The organism is Streptococcus sp. HMSC062B01, from assembly GCF_001811085.1.
GTDB lineage: Bacteria > Bacillota > Bacilli > Lactobacillales > Streptococcaceae > Streptococcus > Streptococcus gordonii.
In genome coordinates this window covers 1-22,309 of sequence record NZ_KZ672807.1, presented here as the reverse complement: position 1 = coordinate 22,309, position 22,309 = coordinate 1, and the positions used below count along the sequence as shown (strand labels likewise).

15 protein-coding genes and 5 tRNA genes are annotated in these 22,309 nt (G+C 42.0%); 2 read left to right on the top strand and 18 right to left on the bottom strand.

The window, feature by feature from the left end; all coding sequences use genetic code 11:
- Positions 1–37: 37 nt before the first annotated feature.
- The 4 genes from HMPREF2780_RS10425 to pbp1b all read right to left on the bottom strand — a co-directional run bounded on the left by HMPREF2780_RS10425 (position 38) and on the right by pbp1b (position 10,883).
- On the bottom strand, positions 38–406 hold the full coding sequence (locus tag HMPREF2780_RS10425) for a DUF1033 family protein (protein WP_061601798.1): 369 nt from the start codon (positions 404–406) through the stop codon (positions 38–40).
- Positions 407–656: 250 nt separating this feature from the next.
- The gene (rpoC, locus tag HMPREF2780_RS10420; protein ID WP_105026580.1) at positions 657–4,304 is read right to left on the bottom strand and encodes a DNA-directed RNA polymerase subunit beta'; all 3,648 of its coding nucleotides are present in this window, start codon (positions 4,302–4,304) and stop codon (positions 657–659) included.
- Between the two features lie 40 nt (positions 4,305–4,344).
- Positions 4,345–7,911 (bottom strand): DNA-directed RNA polymerase subunit beta, encoded by a 3,567-nt coding sequence (rpoB, locus tag HMPREF2780_RS10415; protein WP_105026579.1) that lies wholly within the window; start codon positions 7,909–7,911, stop codon positions 4,345–4,347.
- Positions 7,912–8,333: 422 nt separating this feature from the next.
- Positions 8,334–10,883, bottom strand: coding sequence for a penicillin-binding protein PBP1B (gene pbp1b, locus HMPREF2780_RS10405; protein ID WP_199774064.1), 2,550 nt, complete (start codon positions 10,881–10,883; stop codon positions 8,334–8,336).
- Between the two features lie 177 nt (positions 10,884–11,060).
- On the opposite strand from pbp1b, the gene tyrS reads away from it, so the two are divergent.
- Together tyrS and HMPREF2780_RS10395 are read left to right on the top strand one after the other, a co-directional pair.
- The gene (gene tyrS / locus HMPREF2780_RS10400) at positions 11,061–12,317 is read left to right on the top strand and encodes a tyrosine--tRNA ligase (RefSeq protein ID WP_105026578.1); all 1,257 of its coding nucleotides are present in this window, start codon (positions 11,061–11,063) and stop codon (positions 12,315–12,317) included.
- Positions 12,318–12,404: 87 nt separating this feature from the next.
- The gene (locus HMPREF2780_RS10395) at positions 12,405–13,253 is read left to right on the top strand and encodes a putative RNA methyltransferase (protein ID WP_105026577.1); all 849 of its coding nucleotides are present in this window, start codon (positions 12,405–12,407) and stop codon (positions 13,251–13,253) included.
- Positions 13,254–13,278: 25 nt separating this feature from the next.
- Here HMPREF2780_RS10395 and HMPREF2780_RS10390 read toward each other — a convergent pair whose 3' ends face one another.
- From HMPREF2780_RS10390 to HMPREF2780_RS10325, 14 genes are all read right to left on the bottom strand, one after another.
- On the bottom strand, positions 13,279–13,824 hold the full coding sequence (locus HMPREF2780_RS10390) for a DUF6287 domain-containing protein (protein WP_045634169.1): 546 nt from the start codon (positions 13,822–13,824) through the stop codon (positions 13,279–13,281).
- Between the two features lie 93 nt (positions 13,825–13,917).
- Positions 13,918–14,529 carry a DUF6287 domain-containing protein gene (locus tag HMPREF2780_RS10385; RefSeq protein ID WP_105026576.1) on the bottom strand — a complete coding sequence of 204 codons (612 nt, stop codon included), beginning with the start codon at positions 14,527–14,529 and terminating at the stop codon, positions 13,918–13,920.
- A gap of 136 nt (positions 14,530–14,665) precedes the next feature.
- Positions 14,666–14,875, bottom strand: a complete 210-nt coding sequence (locus tag HMPREF2780_RS10380) for a heavy-metal-associated domain-containing protein (RefSeq protein ID WP_060553788.1) — start codon at positions 14,873–14,875, stop codon at positions 14,666–14,668.
- Positions 14,876–14,895: 20 nt separating this feature from the next.
- On the bottom strand, positions 14,896–17,142 hold the full coding sequence (locus tag HMPREF2780_RS10375; RefSeq protein ID WP_105026575.1) for a heavy metal translocating P-type ATPase: 2,247 nt from the start codon (positions 17,140–17,142) through the stop codon (positions 14,896–14,898).
- Positions 17,143–17,149: 7 nt separating this feature from the next.
- A complete protein-coding gene (locus HMPREF2780_RS10370) occupies positions 17,150–17,581 on the bottom strand; it encodes a CopY/TcrY family copper transport repressor (RefSeq protein WP_008810077.1) in 432 nt (143 codons plus the stop codon).
- A gap of 148 nt (positions 17,582–17,729) precedes the next feature.
- Entirely contained in the window at positions 17,730–19,232 is a 1,503-nt protein-coding gene (locus HMPREF2780_RS10365; RefSeq protein WP_105026574.1) for a zinc ABC transporter substrate-binding protein AdcA, read from the bottom strand.
- A 9-nt stretch (positions 19,233–19,241) separates the two neighbouring features.
- Entirely contained in the window at positions 19,242–20,048 is an 807-nt protein-coding gene (locus tag HMPREF2780_RS10360; protein WP_105026573.1) for a metal ABC transporter permease, read from the bottom strand.
- Positions 20,041–20,751 carry a metal ABC transporter ATP-binding protein gene (locus HMPREF2780_RS10355; protein WP_105026572.1) on the bottom strand — a complete coding sequence of 237 codons (711 nt, stop codon included), beginning with the start codon at positions 20,749–20,751 and terminating at the stop codon, positions 20,041–20,043. Before HMPREF2780_RS10355 ends, HMPREF2780_RS10360 begins: the two co-directional genes overlap by 8 nt.
- Positions 20,748–21,191: a zinc-dependent MarR family transcriptional regulator gene (locus tag HMPREF2780_RS10350; RefSeq protein WP_061597064.1), complete on the bottom strand. Its 444-nt coding sequence runs from the start codon at positions 21,189–21,191 to the stop codon at positions 20,748–20,750. The genes HMPREF2780_RS10355 and HMPREF2780_RS10350 overlap by 4 nt, the downstream gene beginning before the upstream one ends.
- A 642-nt stretch (positions 21,192–21,833) precedes the next feature.
- A tRNA-Leu gene (locus tag HMPREF2780_RS10345) sits at positions 21,834–21,917 on the bottom strand.
- 10 nt (positions 21,918–21,927) lie between these two features.
- Positions 21,928–21,999, bottom strand: a tRNA-Gln gene (locus HMPREF2780_RS10340).
- Positions 22,000–22,012: 13 nt separating this feature from the next.
- Positions 22,013–22,085: transfer RNA gene (locus tag HMPREF2780_RS10335), tRNA-His, on the bottom strand.
- A 12-nt stretch (positions 22,086–22,097) separates the two neighbouring features.
- Positions 22,098–22,168: transfer RNA gene (locus HMPREF2780_RS10330), tRNA-Trp, on the bottom strand.
- Between the two features lie 9 nt (positions 22,169–22,177).
- Positions 22,178–22,258, bottom strand: a tRNA-Tyr gene (locus tag HMPREF2780_RS10325).
- Positions 22,259–22,309: the final 51 nt, after the last annotated feature.

Below are 22,309 nucleotides of genomic sequence, written 5' to 3'. Positions count from 1 at the left end.
TAAACACAATAAAAAACCGATTAAATTTATCGGTTTTTTATTTTCTTTCTTTTATTCGGCATGATCGATGCTTATCAGGCCCGTTTTGTTTGGCATAACCTGGACGGTATTTGCTTTTTGGGATGACCTTTTCATCTTCCAACAAGATAATTGATCTATATTGCTGAACGTATTCGTCACATTCTTCACACCATCTCTGATCCTTTTCATTCCAAAAAACGGTCATCAAATCACTGCGACTCTTATATTCTTTAAATTCTGTTTCTAATTTTAGCCATTGAATTTTATAAAATTTCAAAGCATCATAGTACTTTTCAAACCGCTGTTCTTGAATAATATCATTTTCCCAACCATCTAAAAACCACCAGGGTTCAAAGTCCCCATACATTTCTACTACTCGGTACATATTTTCTTCCTTTGTATCGTATATTATATATGAAATCCTTTGATAATGAAACTAATTTGCTCATGGTTAGTTCTATATTTTAGACAAAATCAATGGAGATGCTTTATTTTATACTCTATTGTCAATCAATTCAGCTAAAATGGGTTACATGCTCTCATCTTGCCAATACCAAAATCTGATCTTTTAGAGATCAACCAAGCTTATCTTCTACATAAAAAGAAACCCGTTTTTAAAACGAGTTTCTTTCATCTTATTCTGTTACTAGTGTTTCAGTAGACTCTACTTCTTCTGGAGTCACCACAACTTCATCAATAATTTCTACTTCATTGATAGCTTGTGGTTCCAAGTTACGGTAGCGAGCCATACCAGTACCAGCAGGGATAATCTTACCGATGATAACATTTTCCTTAAGACCAAGTAGATGGTCTTTCTTACCACGGATAGCCGCATCAGTCAAGACACGAGTTGTTTCCTGGAAGGAAGCTGCAGACAGGAAGCTGTTTGTCTCAAGGGAAGCTTTGGTAATTCCCATGAGGACTGGACGAGCTGTCGCCGGTACACCACCTGAGATAACTACATCACGGTTAGCATCTGTAAAGTCTGTAATATCCATAAGAGTTCCCATGAGAAGATCTGTATCACCTGGATCCATGACACGAACCTTGCGAATCATTTGACGAACCATTACTTCGATGTGTTTGTCTCCGATTTCTACCCCTTGGCTACGGTAAACTTTTTGTACCTCGGCAAGCAGGTAAGTTTCAACAGACAAGACATCACGGACAGCCAGCAAGTGCTTAGGTTGGATAGAACCTTCGGTCAAAGCCGCACCACGAGACACTTGGTCACCCACTTCAACTTTCATTCGAGCTGTAAATGGCACCACATACTCACCTTCACCAGTTTGACCTTTAACAAAGACCTTCTTGGTACGAGTAGATGCATCTTCTTCGATAGCTGTAACCTCACCCTTGACTTCAGTGATGACCGCTTCCCCTTTCGGATTACGGGCTTCAAAGATTTCTTGGACACGAGGAAGACCTTGCGTGATATCTGAACTTGAAGCAACACCACCCGTGTGGAAGGTACGCATAGTCAACTGAGTACCAGGTTCCCCGATAGATTGAGCAGCGATGGTTCCGACTGCTTCACCCACTTCAACCGCATCACCAGTTGCCAAGTTAATACCATAACAGTGACGGCAGACACCGTGACGAGTGTTACATGTTAGAACGCTGCGGATTGTGACTTCCGTCACACCAGCATTAACCACTTGACGTGCCATATCCTCAGTTACAAGAACATCAGCAGGAACTAGGACTTCTCCTGTCTCAGGATGTTTAATAGATTTCTTAGTATAACGACCAACCAAACGCTCTTCAAGAGGTTCGATCATTTCCTTACCATCTGTGATAGAAGTAATAAGGAGTCCACGATCTGTTCCACAGTCGTCTTCACGGATGATAACGTCTTGAGCAACGTCAACCAAACGACGTGTCAGGTAACCAGAGTCGGCTGTCTTAAGGGCCGTATCCGTCATACCTTTACGAGCTCCGTGAGTTGAGAAGAACATTTCGAGTACTGACAAACCTTCACGGAAGTTAGACAAGATTGGCAATTCCATGATACGTCCGTTTGGCGCAGCCATCAAACCACGCATACCGGCAAGCTGTGAGAAGTTTGAGATGTTACCACGCGCTCCAGAGTCCATCATCATAACGATAGGGTTCTTCGGATCTTGGTTGGCAACCAAACGTTTTTCAAGTTTTTCACGGGCAGCACGCCATTCAGCAGTGACAGCATTGTAGCGTTCGTCGTCTGTGATCATACCACGGCGGAATTGTTTAGTGATTTGTTCTACACGTTTGTGAGATTCTTCGATAATCTCAGCCTTGTCTTCGACAACCGGAATATCAGCAATACCCACTGTCAAACCAGCCAGAGTAGAATGGTGGTAACCCAAGTTCTTCAAGCGGTCAAGCAGGGCAGATGTTTCTGTTGTACGGAAGCGTTTGAAGATTTCAGCGATAATATTCCCAAGATTTTTCTTCTTAAATGGTACATTCAATTCAAGAGCTTGGATGGCTTCTTTGATATCTTTTCCTGATTCTAAGAAATACTTATCTGGAACACCTTCAGTCAAGTTAGCATTGGTTGGCTCTTGCAGATATGGCAATTCTTCCGGCATAATCGCATTAAAGAGAATTTTACCAACTGTGGTCATCAAAATTTTATGTTTTTGCGACTCAGTCCATGGTTTCGCCAGGCTATCTGTTGTAATACCTACACGAGTATGCAAGTGCACATAACCATTACGAAGAGCCATGACAGCTTCATCCATATCTTTGAAGACCATACCTTCGCCTTCGCGACCTGCTTCTTCCATTGTCAGGTAGTAGTTACCTAGGACCATATCCTGAGATGGCGTTACAACTGGCTTACCATCTTTAGGGTTCAAGATATGCTCAGCTGCTAGCATGAGGATACGAGCTTCAGCTTGCGCTTCCTCTGACAATGGTACGTGGATAGCCATTTGGTCACCATCAAAGTCGGCATTGTAGGCTTCACAGACCAATGGATGCAGACGCAAAGCTTTACCGTCAATTAGAACTGGCTCGAAGGCCTGGATTCCCAAACGGTGAAGGGTCGGTGCGCGGTTCAAGAGCACTGGGTGTTCCTTGATTACTTCTTCCAGGATATCCCAGATACGCTCATCTCCACGTTCCACCAAGCGTTTAGCAGCTTTTACGTTTTGAACGATATCACGCGCAACGATTTCACGCATCACAAATGGTTTAAAGAGCTCGATCGCCATTTCACGTGGCACACCACATTGGTACATCTTTAGAGTTGGTCCAACGGCGATAACAGAACGTCCTGAGAAGTCAACCCGTTTACCGAGCAAGTTTTGACGGAAGCGTCCTTGTTTCCCTTTAAGCATGTGGCTCAATGATTTAAGTGGACGGCTACCTGGTCCTGTGATCGGACGACCACGACGACCATTGTCAATCAGAGCGTCAACTGCTTCTTGAAGCATACGCTTCTCATTTTGCACGATGATACCAGGTGCATTCAACTCAAGCAAGCGTGCCAAACGATTGTTCCGGTTGATAACACGGCGATAGAGGTCATTAAGGTCAGAAGCCGCAAAACGACCACCATCCAGCTGAACCATCGGACGCAAATCTGGCGGAATGACTGGCAGGATATTGAGAACCATCCATTCTGGTTTATTACCAGACTTGTAGAAGGCGTCCAAAACGTCCAAGCGACGAACTGCCTTCACACGTTTTTGTCCAGTCGCAGTTTTTAATTCTTCTTTGAGAACAGCAATTTCAGCTTCCAAATCTACTTGTTTCAAGAGATCTTGAATAGCCTCCGCTCCCATTTTCGCTACAAATGAGCCTGCACCGTACTCACGCAAACGTTCACGGTACTCACGTTCAGTCATAATTGACTTATGCTCTAGCGGTGTATCCTTAGGATCAATGACCACATAAGCCGCAAAATAAATGACTTCTTCCAAAGCACGAGGACTCATATCCAAAGTGAGTCCCATGCGGCTTGGAATTCCTTTAAAGTACCAAATATGTGAAACAGGTGCCTTCAATTCGATGTGCCCCATACGTTCACGACGAACTTTAGCGCGGGTTACTTCAACACCACAGCGGTCACAAATAATTCCCTTGTAACGAATCCGTTTGTACTTACCACAAGCACATTCCCAATCTTTGGTTGGACCAAAAATAACTTCATCAAAGAGGCCTTCGCGTTCTGGTTTAAGTGTGCGGTAATTGATTGTTTCAGGTTTCTTCACTTCCCCATAAGACCATGAACGGACCTTGTTCGGAGAAGCTAGGGTGATTTGCATACTTTTAAAACGATTTACATCAACCACTATTTCTTACCTTTCTTCATTTTCTAGTCAGTGTGAATTCTTATTCTTTTCCTTCAGCTTCAAAGGCTGCTTTCGCTTCTTGAGCTGCTTTTTCGCGCGCTTTTTCAAGATCGTCAACGTGAATCACGTCATCGTCTTCTCCTTCGTCTAGGTCGCGCAGTTCTACTTCATTATCATCTTCGTCGAGAACGCGCATGTCCAGACCAAGAGATTGCAATTCTTTAACAAGGACACGGAAGGATTCTGGCACACCTGGTTTTGGAATTGGTTTACCTTTAGTGATAGCTTCATAAGCTTTCAAACGGCCGTTGACATCATCTGACTTGTAAGTCAGGATTTCTTGCAGAACGTTCGAAGCACCGTAAGCTTCCAAGGCCCAAACTTCCATCTCACCAAAACGTTGTCCACCAAACTGAGCTTTACCTCCGAGTGGTTGTTGGGTAACCATTGAGTAAGGTCCTACTGAGCGGGCGTGGAGTTTGTCATCTACCATGTGGTGGAGCTTGATCATGTACATGACACCGACAGATACACGGTTGTCAAATGGCTCACCTGTACGACCATCATAAAGAACGGTCTTAGCATCACTATCCATACCAGCTTCACGAACAGTATCCCAAAGATCATCTGAGCTAGCTCCGTCAAAGACTGGAGTTGCAATGTGAATACCCAAATTACGTGCCGCCATACCAAGGTGGAGCTCCATAACCTGACCAATGTTCATACGAGATGGTACCCCGAGTGGGTTCAACATGATATCTACTGGTGTTCCATCTGGCAAGTATGGCATGTCTTCCACAGGAACGATACGGGATACAACCCCTTTGTTTCCGTGACGACCGGCCATCTTATCTCCGACCTTGATCTTACGTTTTTGAGCGATGTAGACACGAACCAGCATATTAACACCAGATTGTAGCTCATCACCATTTGCACGGGTAAAGATCTTCACATCACGAACGACACCGTCAGCACCGTGAGGTACACGAAGCGAAGTATCACGAACTTCACGAGACTTGTCTCCAAAGATAGCGTGCAAGAGGCGCTCTTCAGCAGAAAGGTCTTTTTCACCCTTCGGAGTTACTTTTCCGACTAGGATGTCGCCTTCTTTAACTTCCGCTCCGATACGGATAATACCCATTTCATCCAAATTGCGTAGGGCATCTTCCCCTACGTTTGGAATTTCGCGGGTAATTTCTTCAGGCCCAAGCTTTGTATCACGTGTTTCTGATTCGTATTCTTCCAAGTGAACTGAGGTGTAGACATCGTCTTTCACCAGACGCTCGCTCATGATAACCGCATCCTCGAAGTTGTAACCTTCCCATGTCATGTAGGCAACGATTGGGTTTTGTCCCAAGGCCATTTCTCCATTTTCCATAGAAGGTCCGTCGGCGATAAAGTCACCTTTTTCTACGACATCGCCAACTTTAACAAGGGTACGTTGGTTGTATGCAGTTCCTGAGTTAGAACGACGGAATTTTTGAATATGATAAACATCAAGTGATCCATCTTCACGACGAACTTCAACCTTATCGGCATCTGCATAAGTGACCTTACCATCATGCTGGGCAATGACTGCAGCACCAGAATCGTGAGCCGCTTGGTATTCCATACCAGTACCAACATAAGGCGCTTTTGGATCAATCAAAGGCACGGCCTGACGTTGCATGTTAGCACCCATGAGGGCACGGTTGGAGTCGTCATTTTCCAAGAAAGGAATACATGCTGTCGCTACGGCAACTACCTGCTTAGGCGATACATCCATGTAATCTACTTGATCTGATGGGAATTCTTGGTTGTTACCTTGGTGGCGTCCCATAACGATAGGCTCTGCAAAACCACCTTCTTCATTAAGCTTAGAGTTTGCCTGAGCTACGATAAACTCATCTTCTTCATCAGCTGTCAACCAAACGATTTCGTTGGTTACGACACCAGCTTCACGATCTACCTTGCGGTATGGCGTTTGAATAAATCCATATTTGTTAAGGTGTCCATAAGAAGACAAGTTATTGATCAAACCGATGTTTGGTCCTTCAGGTGTTTCAATCGGACACATACGACCATAGTGAGTATAGTGCACGTCCCGCACTTCATAACCAGCGCGGTCACGTGTCAAACCACCAGGTCCTAAGGCAGACAGACGACGCTTGTGAGAAAGCTCAGACAGCGGATTGTGTTGGTCCATGAACTGTGACAACTGTGAAGAACCAAAGAATTCTTTAATTGCCGCAGTTACTGGACGAATATTAATGATTTGTTGCGGTGTGAGAACTTCATTATCCTGAACAGACATCCGTTCACGAACGTTACGCTCCATTCGAGAAAGTCCCAGACGAACTTGGTTAGCCAAAAGCTCACCAACCGCACGAATACGACGGTTCCCCAAATGGTCAATATCGTCCACACGACCGATACCTTCTGCCAAGTTGAGGAAGTAGCTCATCTCAGCCAAAATGTCAGCAGGGGTTACAGTCCGAACCTTGTCAGATGGATTCGCGTTCCCAATAATGGTCACAACACGGTCTGGGTCATTTGGTGCCACAACTTTGAACTTTTGAAGCTCTACAGGCTCTGTCAAAACAGCTGAATCATTTGGAATATATGTGATTTTGTTCAAACCATTGTCCAACTGCTCTGCAATACTGTCAATCACACTGCGAGTCATAAGAGTTCCCGCTTCAACAAGGATTTCACCTGTTTCAGCATCCACAAGAGGCTCAGCAATTGTTTGGTTCAGCAAACGAGTCTTGATGTTGAGCTTCTTATTAATCTTGTAACGTCCAACAGCTGCCAAGTCATAACGATGTGGATCAAAGAAGCGAGCTACAAGAAGTGAACGAGAACTCTCAGCAGTTTTAGGTTCACCTGGACGGAGACGCTCATAGATTTCTTTCAGAGCTTCATCTGTACGGGAATCCATAGGATTTTTGTGAATATCTTTTTCGATAGTATTGCGCACTAAGTCGCTATCACCAAAAATGTCAAAGATTTCATCATCACCTGAGAAACCAAGCGCACGAACCAAAGTCGTAAATGGAATTTTACGCGTCCGGTCAATACGAGTATAGGCAATGTCTTTTGAATCTGTTTCCAGCTCCAACCATGCTCCACGGTTAGGAATAACAGTTGATCCATAGCCGATTTTCCCGTTTTTATCGACTTTATCGTTGAAGTAATCACCTGGAGAACGTACCAACTGAGATACGATAATCCGCTCACCACCATTGATGATGAAGGTTCCCATTTCAGTCATAATAGGGAAATCACCAAAGAAGACTTCTTGTGTCTTGATTTCACCAGTTTCCTTGTTAATCAGACGGAAAGTCACAAAAATTGGCGCTGAGTAGCTAGCATCATGAATCCGTGCTTCTTCCAGCGTATATTTTGGTTCCCTAATTTCATAACCAACAAATTCCAGCTCCATAGTGTCGGTAAAGTTTGAAATTGGAAGTACATCTTCAAAAACTTCCTTCAAACCATGATCCAAGAAGTCTTTAAAAGAATCTGTTTGAATCTCAATTAAGTTAGGTAAATCAAGAACTTCCTTAATTCTTGAAAAACTACGACGGGTACGATGTTTCCCGTATTGAACGTCATGTCCTGCCAAGTTTTTACTCCTTTATAGTAAGATACATAGCCCATCAACAAAGCTTAAAGAAATTCCAGATTTTGAATTGATAAAGAAATGAATCTTTTCTAACCAGGAACTTCTTACCAGCTCTTTTAGGGCGAGTTCAATTAAATCTTTTCAGAGGCAATTCCTCTATTCTGTTTTGTCAAACTGCAAAACAGCTACAATCAGTCCCTCTTGTTTAATTTTCAGAAAAATTAAATTATGATTACATGATTCATTTTTCCTAAAAATAGACACAAAAAGAGCAGCTAAATCTGACTTATGAAAGTTTGATTTAACTGCTGTAAGCTCTTTTGGACAATATTTCAAAAAAGCAGACGACAAATTATTAATAATATTGTACCTTATTTTGCCTGAAAATGCAAGATTATCGGCATTATGAAAGCCTTTTTATTTTAATTTGTCTGGCTTTGACTAGAATTTTTATCTGTAGAGGAATCTTCTTGTTTTTTACTCGAACTGCTCGTTTCTTTTTCCTCTTTTTCGTTTCTTGTCTCGCTCTCTTTTTCTTTGTCTTCTCTAACCCTACGGTCGGAAGTTTGGTTGCCAGCAAGTGCCGCCCAGGCCTGCTGTAAATCACTATCTGTACCACCGATAGCAAAGCGATAAGATAGAGCTGGCGCTCCATTCTTAGCCCAGTAGCTAGTGACTGTTTGACCACCCAACGAAATATCACGGCCATTAACGGTCGTACGACCAGGTTTTGTACCAGTAGCTTTTAAAACTTCCGAACTGATAACACTAGAATCTAGGTTAAATCGATCGCTAATACCAAAGACGTTTGGATCGGCTTGATAGATGGCATTTACAAGATTGGCCATGTAGCTTGCATTGTTATTATAACCCGTCAAAGCTCCCATTGAGGTATTGTCATCGTGTCCTATCCAGCCTCCCAAAGTTACCTTTGGCGTTGAAAGCATCAGCCACATATCACCATTGACATTGGTAGTTCCTGTTTTCCCAATCCAGTCAGCACTCAACAAACCACCATTTACTTGCGCTAGTCGTGATTTAAAAGTCGTTGTAGACCCAGATTCCAAGACTCCTCGCATTAAGCTTTGCATAATAGTCGCTGTCGCTGGTGTATAGACCTGGACTGGACTAGCCTTATGTTCATAAATAACTTTACCTGATCTATCACTGATCTTTTCAATCATATAGCGCTTCTGATAAGTCCCATTATTAGCTAGCGCCTGGAAACCATTGGTATGCTGGGCAACAGAGACTTCAATCCCTCCTCCCAATGGCAGACTCTCAATTGTATAGTCAGGAATTGAATAGCCCATTTTATCCATGTAGCCTTTGACATTGACTCCTTTCTCACGCAGGAGCTTATAGGTCCAGTAGGCAGGAATATTCCAAGAAGTATTCAGGGCTTCTTGCAAATCCATCATACCCGTCCCTCGACTGTCCGCATGCATGATAGGGTCTCCGCTTGAGAAGGTTGTCGGATAATTAGATAGGACACTTGCACTTCCCATCAGCCCCTGGTCAATTGCAATCCCGTAGGCTAAAATCGGCTTGATGGTCGAACCAGGTGAACGCTCCGTATCAAAAGCGTGATTATTTTGATTCTCGGCATAATTCCTCCCACCGATAAACCCTAGGATAGCACCGGTCTGGTTATTTAAAAGAACATTCCCAACTTGAACCTGTCCAGTTCCATCATCTAGGATTCCACCATATGCAGCAACGGCATTTTGCATGGCGTTATGAACTGCCTTATTAATTGTGGTTTTAACGGTATAGCCACCTTCACTTAGTTCTTTTGCTGCTAATTCCTTATAAGCCTTAACAGTGGCTGTATTTTTCAGATCTTGCTGGGAAACATTATCTCTCTTGATGAGATACTGATACATGGCATCCTCAGCTTCAGACTTGGCTTGATAATATAGATAGCCACGTGATGCCGTTTCAACATTTCCAGCAGGTAAAAAATCTTTGGTCAAATCATAATCTTTATAAAGATTGTACTCATCTTGGCTTAAAGCACCTGTCCGGTACATATTATAAAGAACGTCCTTAGCCCTCTCCAAACCATAGGCCATGTCCTTTGAATCTTTCAAAGTCCCCTTTGCCGTGTAGGGAGAGTATACAATTGGACTTTGAGGCAATCCCGCAATAAAAGCTGCTTGAGGCACTGTTAATTTACTTGCGCTAACACCAAAAATTCCCTTAGCAGCCTCTTCAACACCAGCTATATTTTGGCCTTTATTATTTCTACCAAAAGGTGATACATTGAGATAGGTTGTCAGTATTTCATCCTTACTCATATAGCGCTCTAATGCTAAGGAGTCAATGATTTCTGTTGCTTTACGATTAAAGGTAGGAGCATCTCCAACAACTTGCTGTTTGATAACCTGCTGCGTAATAGTGGAACCACCACTAGCAGAACCAATTCCAACTACTGACCCCAGAGTGGCCCGTAAAACAGCCTTAGGAACGACTCCCTTATGGCTCATGAAGTTCTCATCTTCTGTTGCAATTACAGCCTTCTTAACATTTTCAGAAATCGCCGAGCTATCCACCGTAACCCTTATCAAGTCACTATCTATTGTCGAAATCAGGCTACCATCAGCATACGTTAATTCTGAAATAGCTGATATATCTTGAACTTTCTGAATCAAAGTATCTTTTTCCGGAACTGCTACATTATTAAATAAATTTAAGGCATAGCCTGTCGCGATTCCCGCACCAAATAAAAATCCCAGAAACAGAAGGACGAACAGGGTATTCGAAAGAAGCTTGATTGTTCGCAAGACAGTAGCCCCAATATCCATAGGGGACCAAGGTTCTCCATCAGTTTGCAGCTTAGACTCCAGCCACTTCCCAATTTTCCCAAAGAAAATGCGAGATTTTTCAGCCACTTTTTTCCATAGGATCTGAATTTTTTTAATAAATGGTTTTAAAATTTCAAGAAACTTTTTTACTTTTTGTTCCAACATATTATATCCTCGTATTGCCTATTATATCAAAATCTTCGTCCATATGACAAGAACAGCGCGATTTACAAGAGCTTGGGGAGATTTTTTACTAGTTTTTTTGCAATTTTATTACACTCTTTTCCTGGTTTGTGATACAATGGGAGAATGAATTTAAAACTTTGAAAAGGAGAGACAGACATGCACATTTTTGATGAGCTCAAAGAACGTGGGTTGATTTTTCAAACTACTGATGAAGAAGCCCTGCGCCAAGAACTAGAAGAAGGTCAAGTCTCTTATTATACTGGATATGACCCAACAGCAGACAGCCTGCACCTTGGTCACCTTGTAGCCATCTTAACAAGCCGTCGCCTACAGTTGGCTGGACACAAACCTTACGCCTTAGTTGGAGGAGCAACTGGTCTTATTGGCGACCCATCTTTTAAGGATGCTGAACGCAGTTTACAAACCAAAGAAACCGTAGAAGGCTGGGTTAAAAGTATCCAAGGGCAGCTTGCAGGCTTGCTTGACTTTGAAAACGGTCAGAACAAAGCTGAAATGGTTAATAACTACGACTGGTTTTCAGATATCAGTTTTATCGATTTCCTACGTGACATTGGAAAATACTTCACAGTCAACTACATGATGAGTAAAGAATCTGTTAAAAAACGGATTGAAACAGGGATTTCATATACTGAATTTGCCTACCAAATCATGCAAGGATACGACTTTTTCATCTTAAATCAAAAACATGGTGTGACTTTACAAATCGGAGGTTCTGATCAGTGGGGAAATATGACTGCTGGAACAGAACTCTTGCGTCGTAAAGCTGACAAGACTGGACATGTCATTACTGTTCCTCTTATCACCGATGCTAGCGGTAAGAAATTTGGTAAATCAGAAGGAAATGCTGTTTGGCTGAACGCTGACAAGACAAGCCCATATGAAATGTACCAATTCTGGATGAATGTCATGGACGATGATGCCGTTCGTTTCCTTAAAATTTTCACCTTCCTAAGCTTAGATGAAATTGAAGAGATCCGCAAGCAGTTTGAGGCAGCACCACATGAACGTTTGGCTCAGAAAATCTTAGCACGTGAAGTGGTCACTCTAGTTCATGGCGAAAAAGCTTACCAAGAAGCCTTAAATATTACAGAACAGCTATTTGCAGGAAATATTAAGAACCTTTCTGTTAAAGAGCTGAAACAAGGACTCCGTGGTGTTCCAAATTATCAAGTCCAAGCAGAAGACAACCTCAACATTGTTGATTTACTTGTTACAGCTGGAGTTGTTAATTCCAAACGTCAGGCGCGTGAAGATGTCCAAAACGGAGCTATCTACATCAATGGAGACCGCATCCAAGACCTCGACTATACTCTGAGCGATGCAGACAAATTAGAAAATGAATTGACCGTTATCCGCCGTGGTAAGAAAAAATACTTTGTCTTGACTTATTAAACCTAAAGGAAACTCGAAAGACAGACGGGTTTCCTTTTCCATATCTTCTTCAACAAGATCTTCTATTTTCACAGAAAGAAACGACTCATGAAACCAAAAATCGCTCGATTTGCTAGAGCCTCAACTTTTGCTTGTCCTCTATGTAAGGAAGCACTCAAATTTCAGGACCATAGCCTAGTCTGCACAAACAGACATTCTTTTGACATTGCAAAATACGGTTACGTAAACTTAGCACCCCAGATAAGACAATCAAAAGACTATGATAAAGACAACTTTATTCAGCGCCAAATCATCTTAGAGGCCGGCTTTTACCAACATATTTTACAGGAAATTGAAGTTTTTTTGCAACAATCACCTGATACTAAAACTATTTTAGATGTTGGTTGTGGCCAAGGATACTATAGTCTGGAATTGCAAAAAGTATTCCCAGACAAAGATTTTTATGCTTTTGATATTTCCAAAGACTCCATCCAACTAGCCAGCAAAACTGATACTAGCCTTTCTATCAATTGGTTTGTGGGAGATTTGGCCAAACTTCCTATCAAGAATCATAGTATTGATCTTATTTTAGATATTTTTTCTCCTGCAAACTACCAGGAATTCCAACGTGTATTGACTAAACAAGGACTCCTGATCAAGGTCATTCCTACCAGTCAACATGTTCAGGAAATCCGCAAAAAGGTTGCCGGGCAGCTGCAAAAGCAAGATTATTCTAACCAGGATATACTAGACCATTTTAAGACTTCATTTGAAATTCTTGAACAAAAAGAGGTTACTGTCACCTATCCAATCAATGAAATCCAAAAGGAAGCTCTCATTGGCATGACCCCCCTCCTCTTTCATATTAAACAGGAAGAAATTGATTGGTCTGATCTCACAGAAATTACCATTTCTGCTACCATTCTGATTGGAAAAAGCAAAAAAGGCAAGCTTTAAATGCTTGTCTTTTTAAAATCTTCTCTTATTTAATACGATAGTAAAAACTACCTTGTTCACCAAAGGACTGGATACCAACCCCAGTCCAAAGGCGGTCACGACTAATATCAGAGCTATCTTTAAAGTTTTCTGTATCAGCAAGCTTGACACCACTTGGAATAAATTCTAGCAAGAAACCTCCTGTTTGGCCACCATATACACCGCCAGCTGCTGTTCCGTAGTCGGTTAAGGAAGCACCACCAAATTCATATTCAGCTGAAACTAGACCGTTTTCATCAAATACAAGTTGTTCCCCTTTATCATTTTGCCATGTGCCTTGAATGCTTGCAAAATTTCCATCAGCCAATTCACTAATGTTCATTTTTTTATCCGCTTCCTGACTAGGGCTTGTAGAACTTTCTGAAGTCTTACTGGATTCAGAGCTGGCCGAAGTTGCTGAACTCTTCGAAGATGCCATTTGACTTGAAGAAGCTGAGCTCTCTTTTGTTTCTCCTTTTCCAGAACATCCTGACAAGACTAGTCCTCCTCCTAAAGCTATTAAAATAGTCATTAACAATATTCTTTTTTTCATATTTTTCCTCATTGTCAGGCTTAAAAAAAGCCCTTTTCTATTTTCTAGTATAGGACTTATTGTATCTTTTTTCTATTGATTTAGCAACCGCCCTTATTGATCAACCCGATAGTAAGCTGCACTTGCGATATCTTCTGGCATTCCTTGGCCTGCAAAAATTCTATCACGATTTGTATCAGAAGCATCTCCTTCTGGTACAATGGCATTTCCCTTCATCACAAACCAGATTGAATAACCCGTTAATCCCGTTTGAACATTTACGATCAAATTGCCTGCAGCATCATAGTTGAAAGAAGAAATGCTAGTTTCATCAGCCACTATACCCTTCTCATCAAAGGTAATTGTCTGACCTTCAGCATTCTTCCATGTCCCTTTTACGCTTGTAAAATTCCCATGAGTCATCGCATTAAAATCAAATACAGTTGAACGAGCCTTTATTTGCTCCTTACCTTCTGCTTGGTCACTCGGTTTTCCAGTCTCATTTGAAGGTTTCTCTGAGGTCGAATTAGTCGTTACGCTACTAGAATCCTCACTTGATTCCTTCTTGGTTGAGCTTTGGCTAGACTGACTTGTGCTAATTCTGGACTGTGAAGTTGTTGAGGAAGGTTTATTTTCAGAAATGGTAAAAAATTTAAAATAAATAAACACGACTGCTATAACGATAAACAATGCTGTGATTAAGCCAATAAGTAGCTTCTTACTCATATAATTTCCTCCCCTTAACTGGTTCTTTATTTCATTGTAATAGAATTGTAACATTAAGTCAAGATGTTTTACAAAATATTACAATGAAAGACCAAACAGGTTCAAAAGGAAGTGAGATCTTATCTTAAATTAAGCATTAATCAACTGATAAGACCTTATAAATCGTTTTAGCTAAAGCCGCTTCATAGTCAGATACACTATAAAGTTTATCCGTTGTCACTTGAGCGGTCTGTTTTTCTAAGTCCACAACCACATCTGACACCCCCTCCATAGATAGGAAGTGCTGGGTGACGTGTTTGACACAATTTTGACAAGATAAGTTTTCTAATTGGACTGTTTGTTTCATAGATTCATTCCTCCGTATATTTAGTTCATTTTAAAGCGTCCTAGACGCAGAGCATTGACGACAACTGATACTGAGCTCAAGCTCATGGCCAGACCAGCCAGCATCGGATTGAGCAAGGGACCGCCAAAAAGATGCAATAGGCCCATTGCAATCGGGATGCCTAGTGTATTGTAGGCAAAGGCCCAGAAGAGATTTTCCTTGATATTACGAATGGTCGCCTGGCTAAGCTTGATGGCCTTGACCACATCCTGCAAATCACTATGCATGAGCACTACATCTGCAGACTCAATAGCCACATCGGCGCCTGAACCGATGGCAATTCCCACATCTGCCTGGACCAGAGCTGGTGCGTCATTGATACCGTCTCCGACCATGGCCAGTTTTTTATCAGCTTCCTGCAAGTCCTTGATAGCAGTGGCCTTACCATCTGGCAATACACCTGCGATAACTTTTTGGATGCCAGCTTTCTGGGCAATAGCTTTCGCTGTTTCTTCACGATCTCCTGTCAGCATGATAACTTCCAGCCCCATAGACTGGAGTTCACTCACCGCCGACAGGCTGCTGGACTTCATTTCATCTGCTACCGCTAGAATACCAGCCAGCTGTCCATCTATTGCGACAAACATAGCTGTCTTTCCTTCTTGGGAAAGCTCCAACAACTGTTCTTGAAAAGCACTGCTGTCAATGTTCTTTTCTTTCATCAAAGACTCATTTCCAACCAGAAGACGTCTGCCCTCGACCTGAGCTGCCAAGCCTCGTCCAACCATAGCCTCAAAATGACTGACAGGCAGCAAGTCAAGTCCCTCCTCTTTAGCAGCTTCTAAGATAGCCTGAGCCAAAGGATGTTCAGAATGCTGCTCAGCACTAGCTATTAGCTGCAACAAGTCAGACCTATTCAAATCGCCCAAGGGTAGCAGATCTGTCAGACTAGGCTTACCAACCGTAATCGTCCCAGTCTTATCAAGAACTATGGTGTCCAGCTGATAGGCCGCTTCCAAAGCTTGTCCAGACTTAATCAGAATGCCATTTTCAGCCCCTTTACCAGTCCCGACCATGATGGCTGTCGGAGTGGCTAACCCCAGCGCACAAGGGCAGGCAATGACCAGAACTGCGATAAAGATTGATAGAGAAAAGCTAAGACTCTCACTAGCTAGAAAATACCAGCAAAGCGCAGACAAAGTAGCCAAGCTCAGCACTATTGGGACAAAATAAAGCGAAATCTTATCGGCCAAAGCCGCTATCGGCGCCTTAGACCCCTGCGCTTCCTCCACCAATCTAACAATCTGGGCTAAGGTCGTATCCGAACCCACCCTAGTTGCTTGATAGTCAATACTACCATTTTGATTGATCGTTGCACTAGTAATAGTGTCGCCGACCTTCTTTTCAATCGGGACACTTTCACCAGTCATCATGGACTCATCCACAAAGGTCTGCCCGTCTGTCACAAGGCCATCTACCGGCATACGCTCTCCTGGTTTGATACGGATAATGTCTCCAACTCGGATATCCTCTGTATCAATGGTCACAGCCTCACCATAACGAATCACTGTCGCCTGACTAGGCACTAACTCAAGCAGAGATTGAATCGCCTGAGACGTTCTCCCCTTAGCTGAACTCTCCAGATATTTGCCCAGAAGAACCAAGGTAATAATCACTGCTACAGACTCAAAATAGAGCTGATGAACAAAGGGATGATGACCTAGAAAAACCTGACTAACCGAGTAGAGACTGTAGAAAAATGCTGCGCTAGTCCCCACCGCAATTAAACTATCCATATTGGGATGTCGCTTGATAAGATTACGAAATCCTCTCTGATAAAAACCACGACCGATCCACACAGCAGGCAACGTTAAAAGTAGTTGAGAAAGGACGAAGAGCAAGGGATGCTTCATATGGTCCAAGAAGCTAGGCTGAGGAAGGCCGACCATACTACCCATAGAGATATAAAGCAAGGGCAAAGCGGTAATCAAAAGAATCAGTAGTTCTTGTTTCTTTCTTCGTAAAATTTGCACTCTAGCTACAGCCTCTTCGTTTACGTCAGACGGTTTGGCTATGCCTTTTTCTTCTGCCTGATAACCGGCCTCAGCTACCGCATCTAGCACTTGCTGACTATCAAATCCCGCCTTAGGGACTAAACTGAGACGTTCTGTGGCTAGATTGACATTAACATCCTCGACCGTTTCTAAATCCTTGACCGCCATCTCAACTGTCATAGCGCAAGATGCACAGGTCATTCCTGATAGCTTGTATTCTTTTTTCTCCATCATAATCTCCTTATCTACGACCACAGCGACACTGACCTTGCGGACAATGGCATTCAATTTCTAGTGGGGCTGAAGCCCTTTTCTTATCAATGGCCTGACTAAGCAGTTGCAAATCTCCTTGGCTGAACTGACTTCTCTCAATCATCGAAATTAAAAGCTCTCCATGCTTGGTGTTACAGATATTATCAAAGAGAGCCTGCAAAGTACTTTCCAGATGATCTGATTCTAAAATACGAGCATCATAGTAGAACTTACCCTCTATTTTTTCCATAGCTATAAATTCTTTGGTTTTGAGACGATTCAAAAGTGTTTTGATAGTTGCCGGCTTCCATGAGAAGTCTGCCTCCAAACGCGCTATAATCTCTGTGCTACGGCTATGCGGATACGCCCATAACACGCGCATAACTTGCCATTCTGCTTGGCTAATATTTTGCTGTTCCATTGTTTAACACTTCCTTATTATTTACATTTGTAATTCAATACTTTATTAGTTTACATTTGTAATCGTAATTTGTCAAGTATTTTTATCGTCATTTTCCGATATACAAAAAAGAAGGCGGGATAATCCCGTCTTCTCAAGTTTGTCCATATTAATGCGTCAACATCTCTTGGGCAATTTCTTGACCGGTCAATTTACTTGGATAGTAGGTTGGCCAGTTTTCCAGCTCGTCAAAGAGTGCTTCCTGACTCTCACCGCCATAGAAGATATGGAAATGAGCCGCCTTAGTTGGTGCAATGTTGTGGTCGCTAAACTGAACATACTTGTATTGACCAGCATCTTTATCTGTCGCTTCAAACATAAATCGTACTCCACGATTTCCCTTAGAGTAAGTCAGAGTATGCTTACCAACGTATTTATAAGTATATTTCTTGGATTTTCCATCTACCACAAATTCCATAGTTTTATCTGTGATATTGATATTGGAAACATCTGTCTTGTAGCCTTTATCATAGTAGTCCTTGTATTCAGCTGCTGTCATTTTCCCAGTCAGCTTAGCCTTGTAGTCAAAGACTTGGTCCAAGGTACCATCCTTCAGATAAGGGTATACAGACTGCCACTCACCAGCATAGTCAGACAAGGTCCGATCCTTGACGGCACTGTCTTCAAAGTAGCCATTTTGAACAGTCTTAGTATCTTCTTCTTTCTCAGCCGCAATCTCTGCCCCCTCTTGGTCTGTCGTTTTCTTAAGAGCTTTTAGATTAGCCTGCATGATTGAAATATAGTTTGCCCCATCCTTGGTCTGTTCTTCAGTCAAGCTTTCCAATGGATTCAAGACATCAAGCTCTACCCCTGTTTCCTTAGCCAAAGTGGAAGCCAATGCCTGAGAAGCATTTTCTTCAAAGTAGATATACTTGATTTTATTTTTCTTGATATACTCGGTCAATTCAGCCAAGCGTGAAGCCGATGGCTCACTGTCTGGTGAAAGTCCAGAAATTGGAACCTGCTTCAAGCCATAGTCCAATGCCAGATAGTTAAAGGCAGCGTGTTGAGTAACAAAGCTCTTTTGTTTGGCGTTAGCCAAGCCAGCTTCGAATTCCTTATCCAAGGCTTCCAGCTTCTTGATATAAGCTGCAGCATTTTTCTCAAAAGCAGCTTTCTTTTCAGGATAAGCTTTGCTCAAGCTATCACGGATGTGCTCCACCATTTGAATGGCCCGCTTTGGAGACAGCCAAACATGGGGATCATAGTCATGATGGTGTCCCTCTTCGCCATGTTCATGGTCTTCCTCCTCTTCTCCTCCAGGAAGTAAGAGCATTTTTCCAGTCGCCTTGATTACTGTTTCCTTCTTATTTTTCAATGTTTTTAGCAAATCTGGAACCCAAGTCTCCATATTTTCATTTTCATAAACAAAAGCATCCGCGTCCTGAATCGTCGCAACCGCCTTTGCAGAAGGTTCATAATCATGTGGCTCTGTTCCAGCACCAATTAGAAGATCAACGTTGGCTTCATCTCCAGCCACCTGCTTGGTAAACTCATAAACGGGATAAAAAGTCGTGACAATGTTCAACTTGCCATCCGCTTTTTTCTGATTGGAACAAGCCACCAAGAATACACTCAGTAAACCAACTAATAGTAAGCTAATTTTCTTCATTTTTTTCTCCTATTTCACAAATTTTTTGATCAAATTGACCACTAAAAACAGACTAACGAAAATAATTGTAATACTAGCGCTTGCTGGCGTCTCTGCATAGTAAGAAATATACAGACCAGCAATCATACCAAAGAAACCGATGATATTTGCTAGCAAAATAACCGATTTAAAGTTTTTCCCAATCCGCAGAGCAATACTGGCCGGCAAGACCATAATGGTCGAAACCAGCAAAGCTCCCGCAGCCGGAATCATGAGGGCTATTGCAACACCCGTCACGATATTGAAGAGAATAGACATGGTCCGCACCGGAAGTCCATCCACAAAGGCCGTATCCTCATCAAAGGTCAAGATGTACATGGGACGAATGAAGAGGAAGGTCAAGACGAGCACCACAGCAACAATGACAAAGAGAGAAATCACCTGCTCCATACTAATAGTCACAATGGAACCAAATAGATACTGATCCAGACTCATGGAACTAGAACTCTTCCCTTTGCTCATAACAATCAGAGAAATAGCTAAGCCCGTAGACATGAGAATAGCCGTCCCGATTTCCATAAAATTCTTATAGATAGTCCGCAAGTACTCTAAAAATACTGCCGCTATCATGACCACAATCACCGTTGTCAAAGTTGGTGACAAACCAAGAACTAAGCCAAAAGCAACACCTGCCAGTGAAACGTGACTGAGCGTATCACTCATAAGACTCTGCCGACGTAAAATCAGGAAAGTCCCCAGAATCGGCGAGAAGAGACTCATGGCAATAACCGCCAAAAAGGCTCGTTGCATAAAATCATAGGAAAATAGATTAAGCATGGCTCACCTCCTGTCCATTGTCGCTTTCATGCACATTGAAACAGCGCCAAGGCGAGTCCTGATTACGAACCAGATGAATATTACGGTCGGCATACTTTTTGACTTCTTCCGGATCGTGTGTGATCATCAGAACTGCTTTTCCATGCTTATGAGCACTATGATGCATGAGCTTGTAAAATTCATCCTTACTGCCTGCATCCATCCCTGTTGTCGGCTCATCTAGGACAAATATATCTGGGTCTGAAGCAAACATCCGAGCAATCACAGCCCTCTGCTTTTGCCCGCCAGAAAGAGAACCAATCCGCTTGTCCCGATGTTCCCACATCCCTACAGATTCAAGACTTACCTTGATGTGTTCCTCATCGTGCTCATTCAAATGACGAAACCAGCCTTTACGCGGATAACGACCTGACTTGACAAATTCATATACCGTACTAGGAAAACCAGCATTAAAACTAGCAATCTGCTGAGGTAGATAAGCAATCCGCAGTTTCTTTCCTTGAGTATTTGTCTTAGAAATCTTAACCTCCCCATTCTTAGGTCGTAAAATTCCCAAACTAGCCTTGATAAGTGTCGTCTTAGCAGCACCATTCTCCCCTGTCAGAGTAACAAACTCTCCACTATCCAAAAAATAATGAATATGCTCTAGAACAGGTTCTTTATCATAGTAGAAAGATAAATTTTCCACTGTTATATATCTCATTTCCCAATTTCTCCCACTAAGGCCTCCAAAAATTTTTCAATCGCTTGCTGTTCATCTTGAGAAAATTTATCCAATAAACTTTGATAAGTTTCCAAGGTATGAGCATGGTGATGCTCATGTTCATCAGCAATTGGCTGTGCTAATTCAGTTAAGCGATAAAAAGTTACTCTAGCATCCTTCTTATCTTTAAAAGTCTCCAACATCCCTTGATTTATTAATGACTTAACAGCCTTGGTCACAGCGGCCTGACTTACATTCAATTTTTTAGCTAAATCAGAATTGGTCAACATCTCTTCAGCTAACAACATCAAAATATGTTCTTGCGTATTCGTTAAAGATACATTACTAGTACATGAACCAACTAAAATCTCATGTTGGTTCTCAGCCTTTAATATAATCTCATTTAAAAAAGAATCAATTTTATGAGCTAACTGTGACATGATTTTCCTCCCCTTTTTACTTAACCGGTTAATGTTTCACTGGTTAATTATAACACAATTAAAAAAAGAATCAAATAAAAAGTTAAACTAGAATCAAAAAATTAATACAAACTAAATCATTTACTTTAAAATCAACAAAGTAAACACAATAAAAAAGAGTTAAAAAGTCCAATAAACTTAAGCTATACTGACGGCGGAGGCACATCCATGAAGACAATAGATTTCAAGCCCTATTCTTGCTAAGTAGCAGCATGTTGATTTAATAGACTTTTAGAACATTTGTTTTTTTACAAAAAAAGGCCTTTTTCAGCATCTAGCTTCTTATTAGTAACTCATTTTTATTTTTCAAATACTAACCTCATCTAATGATTCTAAAAAAAAAGAAATAATGATCTCTGGGATACAAACGATACACTAATATTAAATCAAGAAACAAATAACTATCTTGAAAGAATAAATTACGCCTCTATAAATGGAACTACAAATTTCCACTAACACATATATCTAAATAATAAAAAATTGACAGATTAAATAGATAAGTTTTAAAGTATAAGAAATTTAAAAGAATACAAAGTTAAAAAAACCAAAATAAAAAAAAAAGACAAGGTCCAAAAACCTTATCTCTTTAGTAAACTTAAGCTATACCGGCGGCCGGGGTCGAACCGGCACGTCCGTGAGGACACTGGATTTTGAGTCCAGCGCGTCTGCCAATTCCGCCACGCCGGCTCAAGTTTAACTGGGGTAGCTGGATTCGAACCAACGCATGAGGGAGTCAAAGTCCCTTGCCTTACCGCTTGGCTATACCCCAATATTAATAAATAGGCGAGTGATGGGGATCGAACCCACGCATGCCAGAGCCACAATCTGGTGTGTTAACCACTTCACCACACCCGCCATATTATCAAACACGGGCAGTAGGAATTGAACCCACACTGAAGGTTTTGGAGACCTTAGTTCTACCTTTAAACTATGCCCGTAAAGGTTTATGGAAGGGGAGGGATTCGAACCCCCGAACCCGAAGGAGCGGATTTACAGTCCGCCGCGTTTAGCCTCTTCGCTACCCTTCCAAAATCATATTAATAAAATGGCGCGAGACGGAATCGAACCGCCGACACATG